11 protein-coding genes are annotated in these 15,207 nt (G+C 58.3%); 7 read left to right on the top strand and 4 right to left on the bottom strand.

The features are described from left to right. Positions 1 to 35: 35 nt before the first annotated feature. Positions 36 to 698, bottom strand: coding sequence for a fructose-6-phosphate aldolase (fsa, locus tag ENTMO_RS0107915; protein ID WP_010428983.1), 663 nt, complete (start codon positions 696 to 698; stop codon positions 36 to 38). A 127-nt stretch (positions 699 to 825) separates the two neighbouring features. Here fsa and ENTMO_RS0107910 point away from each other — a divergent pair, with 127 nt between their 5' ends. The 4 genes from ENTMO_RS0107910 to ENTMO_RS0107895 all read left to right on the top strand — a co-directional run bounded on the left by ENTMO_RS0107910 (position 826) and on the right by ENTMO_RS0107895 (position 6,577). Then, positions 826 to 1,725 carry a glycyl-radical enzyme activating protein gene (locus ENTMO_RS0107910; protein WP_010428981.1) on the top strand — a complete coding sequence of 300 codons (900 nt, stop codon included), beginning with the start codon at positions 826 to 828 and terminating at the stop codon, positions 1,723 to 1,725. Positions 1,726 to 1,729: 4 nt separating this feature from the next. Further along, the gene (locus ENTMO_RS0107905; protein WP_010428979.1) at positions 1,730 to 4,162 is read left to right on the top strand and encodes a formate C-acetyltransferase/glycerol dehydratase family glycyl radical enzyme; all 2,433 of its coding nucleotides are present in this window, start codon (positions 1,730 to 1,732) and stop codon (positions 4,160 to 4,162) included. A 193-nt stretch (positions 4,163 to 4,355) separates the two neighbouring features. Further along, positions 4,356 to 5,171 (top strand): Cof-type HAD-IIB family hydrolase, encoded by an 816-nt coding sequence (locus tag ENTMO_RS0107900; RefSeq protein WP_010428977.1) that lies wholly within the window; start codon positions 4,356 to 4,358, stop codon positions 5,169 to 5,171. A 149-nt stretch (positions 5,172 to 5,320) separates the two neighbouring features. Continuing rightward, positions 5,321 to 6,577, top strand: coding sequence for a DUF1479 domain-containing protein (locus tag ENTMO_RS0107895; protein ID WP_010428976.1), 1,257 nt, complete (start codon positions 5,321 to 5,323; stop codon positions 6,575 to 6,577). Here the strand turns inward: ENTMO_RS0107895 and ENTMO_RS0107890 are convergent. Continuing rightward, entirely contained in the window at positions 6,574 to 7,647 is a 1,074-nt protein-coding gene (locus tag ENTMO_RS0107890) for a LacI family DNA-binding transcriptional regulator (RefSeq protein ID WP_010428974.1), read from the bottom strand. The genes ENTMO_RS0107895 and ENTMO_RS0107890 overlap by 4 nt on opposite strands. Before the next feature lie 288 nt (positions 7,648 to 7,935). On the opposite strand from ENTMO_RS0107890, the gene ENTMO_RS0107885 reads away from it, so the two are divergent. Together ENTMO_RS0107885 and ENTMO_RS0107880 are read left to right on the top strand one after the other, a co-directional pair. Then, positions 7,936 to 9,237: an MFS transporter gene (locus tag ENTMO_RS0107885; RefSeq protein WP_010428972.1), complete on the top strand. Its 1,302-nt coding sequence runs from the start codon at positions 7,936 to 7,938 to the stop codon at positions 9,235 to 9,237. 17 nt (positions 9,238 to 9,254) lie between these two features. Next, complete coding sequence (locus ENTMO_RS0107880) at positions 9,255 to 11,618, top strand: glycoside hydrolase family 31 protein (RefSeq protein WP_010428969.1); 2,364 nt, start codon at positions 9,255 to 9,257, stop codon at positions 11,616 to 11,618. Between the two features lie 88 nt (positions 11,619 to 11,706). On the opposite strand, the gene ENTMO_RS0107875 is transcribed toward ENTMO_RS0107880, so the two are convergent. Continuing rightward, positions 11,707 to 13,302, bottom strand: a complete 1,596-nt coding sequence (locus tag ENTMO_RS0107875) for an ABC-F family ATPase (protein WP_010428967.1) — start codon at positions 13,300 to 13,302, stop codon at positions 11,707 to 11,709. A gap of 222 nt (positions 13,303 to 13,524) precedes the next feature. Between ENTMO_RS0107875 and ldtB the strand changes: the two genes are divergently transcribed. Next, the gene (ldtB, locus tag ENTMO_RS0107870; protein WP_010428965.1) at positions 13,525 to 14,445 is read left to right on the top strand and encodes a L,D-transpeptidase; all 921 of its coding nucleotides are present in this window, start codon (positions 13,525 to 13,527) and stop codon (positions 14,443 to 14,445) included. 43 nt (positions 14,446 to 14,488) lie between these two features. On the opposite strand, the gene ENTMO_RS0107865 is transcribed toward ldtB, so the two are convergent. Further along, positions 14,489 to 15,205: a GntR family transcriptional regulator gene (locus ENTMO_RS0107865; RefSeq protein WP_010428962.1), complete on the bottom strand. Its 717-nt coding sequence runs from the start codon at positions 15,203 to 15,205 to the stop codon at positions 14,489 to 14,491. Between the last annotated feature and the right edge of the window lie 2 nt (positions 15,206 to 15,207).

The raw sequence follows: 15,207 nt of genomic DNA, 5'->3' as shown, positions 1-15,207 counted from the left end.
GGCCGGGTAAGCGTGAGCGCCACCCGGCAACAGTATCAGATAGACGTCCGTCCAAACGCCCCCTGCCAGTCCTGCTCAAACTTCACAATCGCCGCATCCACGGCCGGAGAAGTAATAAACTGCTGCGCCACGTCCAGCGGCAGCGTGATGGACTCGCAGCCTGCCAGCAGGCAGTCCAGCGCCTGACGCGGCGTTTTGAAGCTCGCGGCAAGCACTTTTGACTGCGGTGCGTGCAGCGTCAGCAGCTGTTGCAGTTCAACCACGGTCTGGATCCCGTCCCCGCCCTGCGCGTCCACGCGGTTAACGTAAGGCGCCACATATTCCGCCCCCGCCAGCGCGGAGAGCATACCCTGCGCGGCACCGTAAACCGCCGTACCCAACGTCGGGATCCCTTCGGCTTTCAGCATCTTGATAGCCGCCAGCCCTTCTGCGGTCACCGGCACTTTCACCACCAGGTCATTAATGATGGCGCGGAGCTTGCGCGCGTCCTCCACCATCCCTTCAGCGGTAGTCGCCATCACCTGCGCGAACAGTCGGCCTTTACCCCCTAGCGCGTCGTGCAGTTCAGGCAGCAGCACATCGAGCGGCGTTTTACCGGCTGCCACAATGCTTGGGTTGGTGGTCACGCCCGCCAGCGGGAAGATACGCGCCAGCTTTTTGACTGCCGCAACGTCAGATGTGTCGAGATAAAGTTCCATGATGTCACCCTCAAAATTAGCCTGCACTTACCCTATCACGACAAAACCTGCTCAAGAGTTGACCTGCATCAAGATAACTTTCATTCGAAAGTAATTTAATCTTCATATGCAAGTGAGAGGCGAAATCATGATCTTCAATATTCAGCGTTACTCTACCCACGATGGCCCCGGCATTCGAACCGTGGTGTTCCTGAAAGGCTGCTCGCTGGGCTGTCGCTGGTGCCAGAACCCGGAAAGCCGCTCCCGCAGCCGGGACGTGCTGTTTGATGCGCGCCTGTGCCTGGACGGCTGCGACCTGTGCCAGCAGGCAGCGCCGGGCTGCATCGAACGCGCGCTGAACGGGCTGGTCATTCACCGTGAGAAGCTTGATGACGCCACGCTCAACACCCTCACCGACTGCTGCCCGACGCAGGCGCTGACCGTCTGTGGTGAAGAACAGCAGGTCGAGAAGATCATGGCGACCGTACTGCGCGATAAGCCTTTTTACGACCGCAGCGGCGGCGGAATTACCCTCTCCGGCGGCGAGCCGTTTATGAACCCGGAGCTGGTGTACGCGCTGTTTAAAGCCAGCCACGAACAGGGTATCCACACCGCCGTCGAAACCTGTCTTCACGTACCGTGGCACTATATCGAGCCCTCTTTACCCTACGTCGATCTGTTCCTCGCCGACCTGAAGCACGTCGACGGTGAGGTGTTCAAGCAGTGGACGGACGGTTCGGCTAAGCGGATCCTGGACAACCTGAAACGCCTTGCCGCGGCCGGGAAAAAAATCACCATCCGCGTGCCGCTGATCCAGGGCTTTAACGCCGATGAAGCCTCTGTTACCGCCATTACCAATTTCGCTGCCGACGAGCTCGGCGTCGAGGATATTCATTTTCTGCCGTACCACACGCTGGGCATGAACAAATACACCCTGCTCGGCCAACCCTACTCTGCCCCTGACAAACCGCTGGATAACCCTGCCCTGCTGGACTTCGCGCAGCAGTACGCCTGCCAGAAAGGGTTAACCGCGACCTTACGAGGATAAACTTATGACGACCCTGAATCTCAACACCCTCAGCGAGCGCATTAAAGCGCACAAAACGGCCCTCGTACATATCGTCAAGCCGCCGGTCTGTACCGAGCGCGCGCAGCATTACACCGAAATGTATCAGCAGCACATGGACAAGCCGATCCCGGTGCGTCGCGCCCTGGCGCTGGCGCATCACCTGGCTGAACGCACCATCTGGATCAAACACGACGAGCTGATCATCGGTAACCAGGCAAGCGAAGTGCGCGCCGCGCCGATCTTCCCGGAATACACCGTCTCCTGGATTGAGAAAGAAATCGACGATCTGGCGGATCGCCCGGGCGCGGGCTTTGCGGTGAGCGAAGAGAACAAGCGCGTCCTGCATGACATCTGCCCGTGGTGGCGCGGCCAGACGGTGCAGGATCGCTGCTACGGCATGTTCACCGACGAGCAGAAAGGCCTGCTGGAAACCGGCATTATCAAAGCCGAAGGCAACATGACCTCCGGCGACGCGCACCTGGCGGTGAACTTCCCACTGGTGCTGGAGAAAGGTCTCGACGGCCTGCGCGCCAAAGTGGCCGAGCGCCGCTCGCGCATCAACCTGACAGTGCTGGAAGACCTGCACGGCGACCAGTTCCTGAAGGCGATCGATATCGTGCTGGAGGCGGTGAGCCTGCACATCAAACGCTTTGCCGACCTGGCGCGAGAAATGGCCGCGACCGAAACCCGCGCAAGCCGCCGCGACGAGCTGCTGGCAATGGCGGAAAACTGTGACGTAATCGCCCACGAGCCGCCAAAAACCTTCTGGCAGGCGCTGCAGCTGTGCTACTTCATTCAGCTGATCCTGCAGATTGAATCCAACGGCCACTCCGTCTCCTTCGCGCGTATGGACCAGTATCTTTATCCGTACTACCGTCGCGACGTGGAGCTTGACCAGAGCCTCGACCGCGAGCACGCCATTGAGCTGCTGCACAGCTGCTGGCTGAAGCTGCTGGAAGTGAACAAGATCCGCTCCGGCTCGCACTCTAAAGCCTCCGCCGGCAGCCCGCTGTACCAGAACGTCACCATCGGTGGCCAGAAGCTGGTCAACGGCGAGCCGATGGACGCGGTCAACCCGCTTTCCTACGCGATTCTGGAATCCTGCGGTCGCCTGCGCTCCACCCAGCCAAACCTGAGCGTGCGTTACCACGCGGGCATGAGCAACGACTTCCTCGACGCCTGCGTGCAGGTGATCCGCTGCGGCTTCGGCATGCCGGCGTTTAACAACGATGAAATCGTCATTCCGGAATTCATCAAGCTCGGCATAGAACGAGACGACGCCTACGACTACGCGGCCATCGGCTGCATCGAAACCGCGGTGGGCGGCAAATGGGGCTACCGCTGCACCGGCATGAGCTTTATCAACTTCGCCCGCGTGATGCTGGCGGCGATGGAAGGCGGGCGCGATGCCACCAGCGGCAAGGTGTTCCTCCCGCAGGAGAAAGCCCTCTCTGCCGGTAACTTCGACAACTTCGAGGAGGTGATGGCGGCGTGGGACAGCCAGATCCGCTACTACACCCGTAAATCCATCGAGATTGAGTACGTGGTGGACACCATGCTGGAAGAGAACGTCCACGATATTCTCTGCTCGGCGCTGGTGGACGACTGCATCGAGCGCGCGAAAAGCATCAAGCAGGGCGGCGCGAAGTATGACTGGGTCTCCGGCCTGCAGGTGGGCATCGCCAACCTCGGCAATAGCCTGGCGGCGGTGAAAAAGCTGGTATTCGAGCAGGGCACTATCGGTCAACAGCAGCTGGCGGCCGCGCTGGCGGATGACTTCGAGGGGCTGACTCACGAGCAGTTGCGCCAGCGTCTGATCAACGGCGCGCCGAAGTACGGCAACGACGACGACAGCGTGGATATGCTACTGACGCGCGCCTATCAGACCTACATTGAAGAGCTGAAGCAGTACCACAACCCGCGCTACGGCCGCGGCCCGATTGGCGGTAACTACTACGCGGGTACCTCTTCTATTTCCGCAAACGTGCCGTTTGGCGCAGCGACAATGGCCACCCCGGACGGACGTAAGGCGCACACCCCGCTGGCGGAAGGGGCAAGCCCGGCCTCCGGTACGGACCACCTCGGCCCGACGGCGGTGATTGGCTCAGTCGGTAAACTGCCTACCGAGGCGATTCTCGGCGGCGTGCTGCTTAACCAGAAGCTGAACCCGTCGACGCTGGAAAACGACAGCGATCGCCAGAAGCTGATGGTGCTGCTGCGCACCTTCTTCGAGGTGCACAAAGGCTGGCATATTCAGTACAACATCGTCTCGCGCGATACGCTGCTGGAAGCGAAGAAACATCCTGACCAGTATCGTGATCTGGTGGTGCGCGTGGCGGGCTACTCGGCGTTCTTCACCGCCCTGTCGCCGGATGCGCAGGACGATATTATTGCCCGTACTGAGCATACGCTGTAACGGTGCATCCCCTAAGGGGAAATGCGCACGCTGATGCCCTCACCCCGGCCCTCTCCCACCGGGAGAGGGAGAAAAGACTTAAAGCGGCAACTTCGGTTGCCGTTTTGCTTTTACTTTCGAATGAAATTAAATTTGTGCTCCCCGTCACCTTGTTATTAGAATGTTTCAAAACGCAGTGACCCAGGAGCACAGTATGACCGTTAAAGTTATCGTCACCGATATGGACGGAACTTTCCTTGATGATGCCAAGCAGTACGATCGTGACCGCTTCCAGGCACAGTTTGAGCAACTTAACGCCCGTGACATTGAATTCGTTGTTGCCAGCGGCAACCAGTATTACCAGCTCATCTCCTTCTTTCCGGAGCTGAAAGATCGGCTCTCCTTCGTGGCGGAAAACGGCGCGCTGGTGTTCGATCACGGAGAACAGATTTTCCACGGCGAACTGACGCGTCATGAATCACAAATCGTCATTGGCGAACTGTTGAAAGACAAAGGGTTGAACTTCGTGGCCTGCGGGCTGGAGAGTGCCTACGTCAGCGACCAGGCTCCTGAAGCGTTCGTGGTGCTGATGTCAAAGCACTATCACCGCTTAAAGCGCATCAGCGATTACCGCGAGATTGACGACGTGCTGTTTAAATTCTCCCTGAACCTGCCGGACAGCGATATTCCTAATCTGGTGGATAAACTCCACGTCTCCCTGGACGGCATCATGAAGCCGGTCACCAGCGGCTTTGGCTTTGTGGATTTAATTATCCCCGGCCTGCACAAAGCCAACGGCATCAGCCGCCTGCTGAAACGCTGGAAAATCTCACCGCAGGAGTGCGTGGGCATTGGCGACAGCGGCAACGATGCCGAGATGCTAAAGCTGGTGAAATATTCCTTTGCGATGGGCAACGCGGCAGAAAGCATCAAAGAAATCAGCCGCTACAGTACCGACGACAACAACCACCAGGGCGCGCTGAACGTCATTCAGGCCGTGCTCGACAACCACTCCCCGTTCGACGCCTGATCCTCTCCTCGCCGGAGCCTTGCTCCGGCCTCTCACTCTTTTTCCGTCCTGTGGCTTGCGTCAAGCTTTTAAACTTGCATTAACTTAATTTTAACTTAAAGTATCACTTGTAGATATTTTTACTTTCGAATGAAAGATGCGAGGCAGTTATGACCTTTACCAGTGAAACTTTGCCAGCGGATCACAAAGCGGCAATCCGTCAGTTAAAACGTGAGTTACGCGCGCAGATCGGCGACGTGCAGGCGGTGTTTAATAAGCTCAGCGATAAAATTGCCACCCGCGTGGCGGAAATCAACGCCCTTAAGAACAAAGGCGAAACCGTCTGGCCGGTGATCCCGTTCGCGGATGTGAAAAATGGCACCTTCACCGACGCTCAGCGCGAAGCCGTTAAACGCCGCGGCTGCGCGGTGATTAAAGGTCATTTCCCACGCGAGCAGGCGCTGGCATGGGATCAGTCGATGCTCGACTACCTCGATCTCAACACGTTTGACGACGTGTACAAAGGCCCAGGCGATAACTTCTTCGGCACCTTAACGGCCTCTCGTCCTGAGATTTACCCGATTTACTGGTCTCAGGCGCAAATGCAGGCGCGCCAGAGCGAAGAGATGGCGCAGGTGCAGTCGTTCCTGAACCGTTTATGGACATTCGAGAGCAACGGCAAGCAGTGGTTCGACCCGGACGTGAGCGTGATTTACCCGGACCGTATCCGCCGCCGTCCGCCGGGAACCACCTCGAAAGGACTGGGCGCGCATACCGACTCCGGCGCGCTGGAGCGCTGGCTGCTTCCGGCTTATCAACAGGTGTTCGCCCGCGTGTTTGACGGCAACGTCGATAAGTACGATCCGTGGAACGCCGCGCACCGTACTGAAGTGGAAGAGTACACCGTCGATAACACCACCAAATGCTCGGTGTTCCGCACCTTCCAGGGCTGGACGGCGCTGTCGGACATGATCCCCGGTCAGGGGCTGCTGCACGTAGTGCCGATCCCGGAAGCGATGGCCTATATACTGCTGCGTCCGCTGCTGGACGACGTGCCGGAGGACGAGCTGTGCGGCGTGGCGCCGGGACGCGTGCTGCCGATTTCCGAGAAGTGGCACCCGCTGCTCATCGAGGCGCTGACCAGCATTCCGGCACTCGAAGCGGGCGATTCCGTGTGGTGGCACTGCGATGTGATCCACTCCGTCGCGCCGGTGGAGAATCAGCAGGGCTGGGGCAACGTGATGTACATCCCTGCCGCGCCGATGTGCGAGAAAAATCTCGCCTACGCGAAAAAGGTCAAAGAAGCGCTGGAGACCGGTGCGTCGCCGGGAGACTTCCCGCGTGAGGATTATGAAAAGAGCTGGCAGGACCGCTTTACCGTGAACGATCTCAACATCCACGGCAAGCGCGCGCTGGGCATGGTCTAACTGTCGTACAGCCCTTCCCGCTCCACGGCGGTGCGTCGTTTCCCCTGACGTATCCGCCGTACGGATCCCCGCACGGTCAGCGTGCCGTTAAGCAGCAACGTCCCCACCGGCGCGTCCGGGCGCATCAGCCGCTGCTGGAGCATGTGTACCGCTTCGGTTCCCAGTTCGTCGCGGGGAACGTGCACGGCCGTTAATGGAACATCCTGGATCGCCGCCAGGTTAAACCCGTCGATGCTCATCACCGACACGTCCTGCGGCACGCGCAGACCGTGGTTTTGTAATGCGCTAATGGTGCCCGCCGCCATAAAGTCGCCGCCGACCAGGAATGCGGTAGGTAAATCTTTCCCCTGCACTTCGCTGAGCCAGCTGCTGACCGCCTGTTCCGTTTCGCGCGCGCTGAAGCTGGGCACCACCAGCAGATCGCGTTTATCGCTGAACGTCAGGTTATGGGACTGCCACGCGTCGCGGATCCCCGACAGGCGCAGCTCCATGGTGTAGCGACGCAGGCACAGCACGTTCATCACCTCACGGTGTCCCATCTCGAACAGATATTCCGCCGCCCGCTCGCCAATGGCGCGGTGGTCCGGCGCAACGGCAGGCAGACGCATGTGCCGGTCGCGGCAGTTAATCAGCATGCAGGGTTTCCCCACGTCCACCGCCAGATCGTGAATGTGCGGATCGTCGATACCGAGCAGAATCGCCGCCTGAGTGTCCGCTTCATTCATGCGCGCCAGAAACAGCTGCGCGTCGCTATCGTTCTCTTCCAGCGCGCAGTAGCGAAGTCGCACATCGTGGGACGCCAGGCCTTTACTCACGCTCTGGATCACACGGTAGTAAAAGATGTCGGACCGCTCGTCGAAGGCGCGTTGGGGGGCAAAAACCACCAGGCTATTGAGCAGCAACCGCCCCGCCGCCATACCTTCCATCACGCCCAGCTCTCGGGCGCATGCCAGCACCTTTGCGCGCGCCTTTTCACTGGTATTCGCTTTCCCCGCCAGCACCCGCGACACGGTGCTGATGGAGAGCTGCGTACGGGCGGCAATTTCGGTGATTTTTAGCCTTTTGTCCATTTTGTGATCTGGCTCCATTTGCGAAATGAAAAATTTTTCATAGCGTATTGGTCAGGCAATAACTGACATAAACACCATCATGCCAGAGGCATTTCGTCAGTTATGAGAAATTTTGCACAAAATCCACTATTGCCTGCTCATTTTCTCCCTTAAGGTGAACTTGTCACACAACTTCCATACTAGTTGTATACCAACTTAAGCAGTTTAAACGGATAGAAATCAAAGCCATAACAATCCGTGTGACACCTGAACCTCCGTCCCCTTACCGTCCGTCTTGTGGAGAGTAAAATGAGTCAGGACATCAATAACACCGTTGCGACAAGCAAAACCCGTCGCGTCATCAAGAACCTGCGCTGGTACGTGCTGGTGCTGTTCTTACTTGGCGTCACCGTTAACTACATCACCCGAAACTCGCTCGGGATCCTCGCCCCGGAACTGAAAGAGAGCCTCGGCATCACCACCGAGCAATACTCCTGGATCGTCGGCGCGTTCCAGATCGCCTACACCATTTTCCAGCCCCTGTGCGGCTGGCTGATTGACGTTATCGGCCTGAAGATTGGCTTTATGGTCTGCGCCGGGATCTGGGCGTTGATGTGTATTTTCCATGCGGGCGCCGGAAGCTGGCTGCACCGGGCGATTCTGCGCTTCTTTATGGGTGCCTCTGAGGCCGCCGCTACCCCAGCGAATGCCAAAACCATCGGCGAATGGTTCCCGAAATCAGAACGTCCCGTTGCCGCCGGCTGGGCGGGCGTGGGCTTCTCCATCGGCGCGATGCTGGCCCCGCCTATCATCTACTTTGCTCACGTCTCGTTCGGTTGGCAGGGCGCGTTTATGTTTACCGGCGTGCTGGCGCTGCTGTGGGTGATCCTCTGGTGGGCGTTCTACCACAACCCGGAGCAGCACCCGAACCTGAGCAAGGACGAGCTGGCGTTTATCAAGCAGGATAACGAACCGCCTGCGGTGAGACTGCCCTTCCTGACCGCGCTGAAAACCGTTTCGAAAAACAAACGCTTCTACGGTATCGCCATCCCGGCCTTTATGGCGGAACCAGCCTGGGCGGTGCTGAGCTTCTGGGTGCCACTGTACCTCGCCAAAGAGCACGGCATGGATCTGAAGCAGATTGCGATGTTTGCCTGGCTGCCGTTCCTCGCCGCCGATCTGGGCAGCGTGGCGAGTGGCTACCTGACGCGTCTGTACACCCGTCTGTTCGGCTGCTCCCGCGTTAACTCGGTCGTTGCCAGCTCCGTGACGGGCGCGTTCCTGATGATCTCTCTGGGCATCGTGGCCATCACACGCGACCCGTATATCACCATCGTGCTGATCTCCATCGGCGGCTTCGGGCACCAGATCATCTCCTGCATGCTGAGCGCCCTGGTCGTGGAGTCGTTCGACAAAGGCCAGATGGCGACCGTCAACGGCATGCGTGGCTCGGCGGCGTGGATCGCCAGCTTCCTGTTCTCGCTGTTAATCGGTGTGACCGCCGACAAAATCGGCTTTAACCCGCTCTTTATTGCCATGGGCTTCTTTGACCTGATTGGCGCTGTCTTCCTGGTAGCATTTATTGCTGAACGTCGCGCCAAGCGCGCCTGATAGTGGATGTATTGCATATGAAAACCCTGAAAAACTGGACCGTAGATAAACAGTCAGCAAACCATCTGGAACTGCTGGTCGATAATCAGCACCGCCTGTGCCTGTACGTGCTGGAAGAGAACCTGTTCCGTGTGCTGATCAAACGCAAAGGCGAGCTGGCGCTGGACCGCACCTGGAGCATCGCGCCGGAAAAAGACGTGCCCTGGGAAGGCCGCCGCCGTGACGATTTAAGCGGTTTTACCTGCCCGGCCTGGACGCTCACGCAGCAGGGTGAGACGCTAACCGTGGCAACCGAACGGTTGCGCGTGACCGTCCACCAGCCGCTGTGGCTGGAGTGGCACTACCGCAATGAGGCGGGCGAGTGGCTGCCGCTGGTCAACGACCGTCCAACCAGCGCCTACCTCCTGAACGCCCACGGCGACGGCGTTGCGCATTACCTGAGCCGTCGTAAGGATGAGCGTTTTTATGGTCTGGGCGAGAAAGCGGGCGATCTGCAGCGCAACGGCAAACGCTACGAGATGCGCAACCTCGACGCAATGGGATACAACGCGGCCAGCACCGACCCGCTCTACAAGCACATTCCGTTCACCCTCACCCGCCGCGATGACGTGAGTTACGGCCTGTTCTACGACAACCTGAGCAGCTGCTGGCTGGATCTGGGCAACGAGATAGACAACTACCACACCGCCTGCCGCCGCTGGCAGGCGGAAGCGGGCGATATCGATTACTACATCTTTACCGGCAAGCGCGTGCTGGACGTCACCAAGGCCTTCGTGCGCCTGACCGGAAAAACGCTGTTCGGGCCAAAATGGACCCTGGGCTACAGCGGCTCGACCATGCACTACACCGACGCGCCGGACGCGCAAAACCAGCTGATGAACTTCATCCGCCTGTGTGAAGAGCACGCCATTCCGTGCGACTCGTTCCAGCTCTCCTCCGGCTATACCTCCATCAACGGCAAGCGCTACGTCTTCAACTGGAACTATGACAAGGTGCCGCAGCCGAAGGTAATGAGCCAGGCGTTCCACGACGCGGGGCTGAAGCTTGCGGCCAACATCAAGCCGTGCCTGCTGCAGGATCATCCGCGCTATAGCGAAGTGGCGGAAAGCGGCCTGTTCATTCGCGATTCAGAAACCGATGCGCCGGAACGTTCCAGCTTCTGGGATGACGAAGGCTCGCACCTCGATTTTACCAACCCTCAGACGGTGCAGTGGTGGCAGAACGGCGTCACCACGCAGCTGCTGGAGATGGGCATCGACTCCACCTGGAACGACAACAACGAATACGAAGTGTGGGACGGGGAAGCGCGCTGCTTTGGCTTCGGCAAGGAGATCGCCATCAAGCACATTCGCCCGGTGATGCCGCTGCTGATGATGCGCGCCTCGCTTGAAGCGCAGCAGCGTTTCGCGCCGGAAAAGCGTCCGTACCTGATTTCCCGCTCCGGCTGCGCCGGGATGCAGCGCTACGTCCAGACCTGGAGCGGCGACAACCGCACCAGCTGGGACACCCTGCGCTATAACATCCGCATGGGGCTGGGCATGAGCCTGTCCGGGCTGTTCAACGTCGGTCACGACGTCGGCGGTTTCTCCGGCGACAAACCGGACGCCGAGCTGTTCGTTCGCTGGGTGCAGAACGGCGTGATGCATCCGCGCTTTACCATTCACTCGTGGAACGATGACCACACCGTGGACGAACCGTGGATGTACCCGGGCGTCACGCCAGCCATTCGTGGCGCGGTGGAGCTGCGCTACCGCCTGCTGCCGTACCTCTACACCCTGCTCTGGCAGGCGCACGCCGACGACGAGCCGATGCTGCGCCCGACCTTCCTCGATCATGAGCACGATGCGCAGACGTTTGAGGAGTGCGATGACTTCCTGCTTGGCCGCGACCTGCTGGTGGCCAGCGTCGTCGAAGCCGGGCAGCGCGAGCGCCGCGTCTGGCTGCCGGATAACGCCACCGGCTGGTACGATTTTTACACCCACGCGTGGTATGCGGGCGGCCAGTCGATTGTTCTCGATGCGCCGCTGGAAAAACTGCCGCTGCTGGTACGCGCCGGTGCCGGTCTGCCGCTAAGCGAGCGCATTACCCACGTCTCTGCTGAAAAAGACAATACCCGCGAGCTGAAGCTGTTCCCGATAAAAGGCGTCGGGACAACCTCTGGCATACTGTTTGAAGATGACGGAGAAAGCTGGGGCTACCAGAACGGCAATGCGCTGTGGGTTGAATGGGAAATGGTGTGTGACGGCGCAACCATTAACCTGAAGGTGAACGCGCGCGGGGATTACCGTCCGGCGTGGAAAGCGCTGAAGGTGTCGTTACCGGCGGGGGAAAAACGTAAGCTGCTGGTGAACGGGGTTGAAGGGAGTGAGTGGGTGATGTAGTGCGGCCTGATGCCCTCACCCTAACCCTCTCCCACTGGGAGAGGGAACAGAACGTGGGCCGGTTAGCGTAGCGCCACCGGGCTTTTTTTTAGCCGTCGATACCTTTACTGCGCAGGTAGTCTTCGTAGTTTCCGGTGAAGTCCACCACGCGCTCTGGCGTAATTTCAATCACGCGGGTCGCCAGCGAGCTGACGAACTCACGGTCGTGAGAGACGAAGATCAGGGTACCCTGATACATCTCCAGCGCCATGTTCAGGGATTCGATAGATTCCATGTCCAGGTGGTTAGTCGGTTCGTCCATCACCAGGATGTTTGGTTTTTCCATCATCAGCTTACCGAACAGCATGCGGCCTTTTTCACCACCGGAAAGTACTTTAGCCGGCTTTTTGATGTCGTCCTGGCTGAACAGCAGACGGCCCAGAATGCTGCGCACCGCCTGCTCGTCGTCGCCTTCCTGCTTCCACTGGCTCATCCAGTCAAAGACGGTGAGGTCGTTTTCGAACTCGTATTCATGGTCCTGCGCGTAGTAGCCAATCTGCGCATTTTCAGACCACTTCACGGTGCCGTTGTCCGGCTGCAGTTCACCCACCAGGGTTTTCAGCATGGTGGATTTACCCACGCCGTTGGCGCCCAGAATGGCAATCTTCTCGCCCACTTCCAGCAGCAGGTTGAATTTTTTAAACAGCGGGCCGTTCTCAAAGCCTTTTGCCAGGGCTTCCACTTCCAGCGCGTTACGGAACAGCTTCTTGTCCTGCTCGAAGCGGATGAACGGGTTCTGACGGCTGGAGGCTTTGACTTCGTCCAGCTTGATTTTGTCAATCTGACGCGCACGCGAGGTCGCCTGACGCGACTTAGAGGCGTTGGCGCTAAAGCGGCTGACGAAGGACTGCAGGTCAGCAATCTGCGCTTTCTTCTTGGCGTTATCCGCCAGCAGACGTTCACGCGCCTGGGTGGCCGCCGTCATGTATTCGTCGTAGTTGCCCGGGTAGACGCGCAGCTCGCCGTAGTCCAGATCCGCCATGTGCGTACAGACCATGTTCAGGAAGTGACGGTCGTGCGAGATGATGATCATGGTGCTGTCGCGGTCGTTCAGCGTCTGCTCCAGCCAGCGGATGGTATCGATGTCCAGGTTGTTCGTCGGTTCGTCGAGCAGCAGGATGTCCGGGTTAGAGAACAGCGCCTGTGCCAGCAGCACACGCAGCTTCCAGCCTGGCGCAACTTCGCTCATCGGGCCGTAATGCTGTTCAACGGGAATGCCTACGCCCAGCAGCAGCTCGCCCGCGCGCGCTTCCGCAGAGTAACCGTCCATCTCGCCGTACTGCGTTTCCAGATCGGCCACTTTATAGCCGTCTTCTTCACTCATTTCGGCCAGCGCGTAAATGCGATCGCGCTCCTGCTTCACTTCCCACAGCTCCGCGTGCCCCATGATCACGGTGTCGAGCACGGTGAACTCTTCGAAGGCGAACTGATCCTGACGCAGCTTACCGATACGCTCGTTAGGGTCGAGCGACACGTTGCCGAGCGTCGGTTCTAAGTCACCGCCGAGGATTTTCATAAAGGTGGATTTTCCGCTACCGTTGGCACCAATCAGGCCGTAACGGTTGCCGCCGCCAAATTTGACGGAAATGTTTTCGAACAGCGGCTTACTGCCAAACTGCATAGTGACGTTGCTGGTAACTAACACGGGGAGATTCCTGCGAAAAGTGTGATAAACACGGCATTATGCCACAATTCCGAATTGAGATCCCGTGTTGCGGCAATCCACTAAACTTTAACAAAATCGAAAAAAATGTGATTGCGTACACATCTGAATTCCCTGTTAGCGGGAATGCACATATAATGCGCTCCCATCACAGATTCAGACTTATCAACTCATCGCCTGAATGGCTTAGATACCTCGCACAACATGAACATGAAATTGACAACGCTTTTTGCGGCAGCGTTAGCCGTAGTAGGTTTTTGCAAGACCGCTTCTGCGGTGACGTATCCCCTGCCGACAGACGGTAGCCGTCTGGTTGGGCAAAACCAGGTGGTGATTGTGCCGGAAGGCAACGCTCAGCCGCTGGAATATTTTGCCGCTGAATACCAGCTCGGTCTGTCTAACATGCTCGAAGCAAACCCGGGCGTTGACCCGTATCTGCCAAAAGCAGGTACCGTGCTGAACATCCCTCAGCAGTTGATCCTGCCGGATACTGTTCATGAAGGTATCGTAATCAACAGCGCCGAAATGCGTCTGTATTACTACCCGAAAGGCACTAACACCGTTATCGTGCTGCCAATCGGTATCGGCCAACTGGGTAAAGATACCCCGCTGAACTGGACCACCAAAGTTGAGCGTAAGAAAGCGGGCCCAACCTGGACCCCAACCGCGAAAATGCACGCGGAATACATTGCTGCGGGCGAACCGCTGCCAGCCGTTGTGCCAGCAGGCCCGGATAACCCAATGGGTCTGTACGCGCTGTACATTGGCCGCCTGTACGCTATCCACGGCACTAACGCCAACTTCGGCATCGGCCTGCGCGTCAGCCACGGCTGCGTGCGTCTGCGTAACGACGACATTAAGTTCCTGTTCGAAAACGTGCCGGTCGGTACCCGCGTGCAGTTCATCAATGAGCCGGTGAAAGCGACCTCTGAGCCAGACGGCAGCCGTTACATCGAAGTGCACAACCCGCTGTCCACCAGCGAAGATCAGATCAACAACAACGAAATCGTGCCAATCAACCTGACCAGCGCGGTGCAGTCCGTGACCTCTCAGGCTGACGTGGAAACGACCGTGGTTGACCAGGCGATCCAGAACCGTTCTGGTATGCCAGTACGTCTGAACTGATAGCAAAGCGAATAAAAAAGGGGGCCTCGTTGCCCGCTTTTTTTTATCCGTTGTTCACGATCACAATCCCGCCGTGGTCGTAGCGATAGTGACAGTGGGCATACTCCAGCGGCGTGCCATCTTCAAGATAGATCACTTGCTCCACCTCCAGCACCGGGTCCGTCTGTTCACAAATTAAGTGCTGCATATCCAGCGCATTTGGTTTTAACGCGCGCACGACGCGATACGAGCCCATTATTTTCAGCCCCAGCGTCTCCTGCACGTAACGGAACACCGAGCTTTCAAGATGGCTTTTGTTCAGGCCGGGCACCAGATTCAGCGGCATCACCGTGGAATCCAGCGACATCGGCTCACCGTTCAGCAAACGCAGACGAATAAAGTCATAGATCGGCGCATCGGCGTTAATCATCAGCGACGCCTGCTCTTTCTCGTTCGGGAAGCGCAGTTCGAAATGCACCACCTGGCTGGTCACCGTTCCAAGATGCTCCCAGGTTTTGGTGGCGCCAAAGTAGTCGCTGCCGGAGAGATCCCACTGCGAGAGTTGGAGGAAATTTTTACGGATGAACGTTCCCTGCCCCTGACGGGTGTAGACCAGCCCTTCGACAATCAGCTGGCGCATGGCCTGCTGAATGGTCATCCGGCTGGTGCTGAACTCCGCCGCCAGCGCAAACTGGTCCGGCAGCGGTTCATTGGCGGCGTACTGCTGGCTGATAATGCGTTTCTTAATTTCCCGCGCTATGGTGATGTACTTCGCCGCCATCG

This window comes from Enterobacter mori LMG 25706, assembly GCF_000211415.1.
Taxonomy (GTDB): Bacteria; Pseudomonadota; Gammaproteobacteria; order Enterobacterales; family Enterobacteriaceae; genus Enterobacter; species Enterobacter mori.
The sequence above is the reverse complement of the archived record's forward strand: the minus strand, read 5'-3'. Positions and strand labels throughout refer to the sequence as shown.

Bases quoted from the DNA above. Each gene is read 5' to 3' on its own strand.
- fsa (WP_010428983.1), bottom strand. From the start codon at position 698: ATGGAACTTTATCTCGACACATCTGACGTTGCGGCAGTCAAAAAGCTG.
- ENTMO_RS0107910 (WP_010428981.1), top strand. From the start codon at position 826: ATGATCTTCAATATTCAGCGTTACTCTACCCACGATGGCCCCGGCATT.
- ENTMO_RS0107905 (WP_010428979.1), top strand. From the start codon at position 1,730: ATGACGACCCTGAATCTCAACACCCTCAGCGAGCGCATTAAAGCGCAC.
- ENTMO_RS0107900 (WP_010428977.1), top strand. From the start codon at position 4,356: ATGACCGTTAAAGTTATCGTCACCGATATGGACGGAACTTTCCTTGAT.
- ENTMO_RS0107895 (WP_010428976.1), top strand. From the start codon at position 5,321: ATGACCTTTACCAGTGAAACTTTGCCAGCGGATCACAAAGCGGCAATC.
- ENTMO_RS0107890 (WP_010428974.1), bottom strand. From the start codon at position 7,647: ATGGACAAAAGGCTAAAAATCACCGAAATTGCCGCCCGTACGCAGCTC.
- ENTMO_RS0107885 (WP_010428972.1), top strand. From the start codon at position 7,936: ATGAGTCAGGACATCAATAACACCGTTGCGACAAGCAAAACCCGTCGC.
- ENTMO_RS0107880 (WP_010428969.1), top strand. From the start codon at position 9,255: ATGAAAACCCTGAAAAACTGGACCGTAGATAAACAGTCAGCAAACCAT.
- ldtB (WP_010428965.1), top strand. From the start codon at position 13,525: ATGAACATGAAATTGACAACGCTTTTTGCGGCAGCGTTAGCCGTAGTA.
- ENTMO_RS0107865 (WP_010428962.1), bottom strand. From the start codon at position 15,205: ATGGCGGCGAAGTACATCACCATAGCGCGGGAAATTAAGAAACGCATT.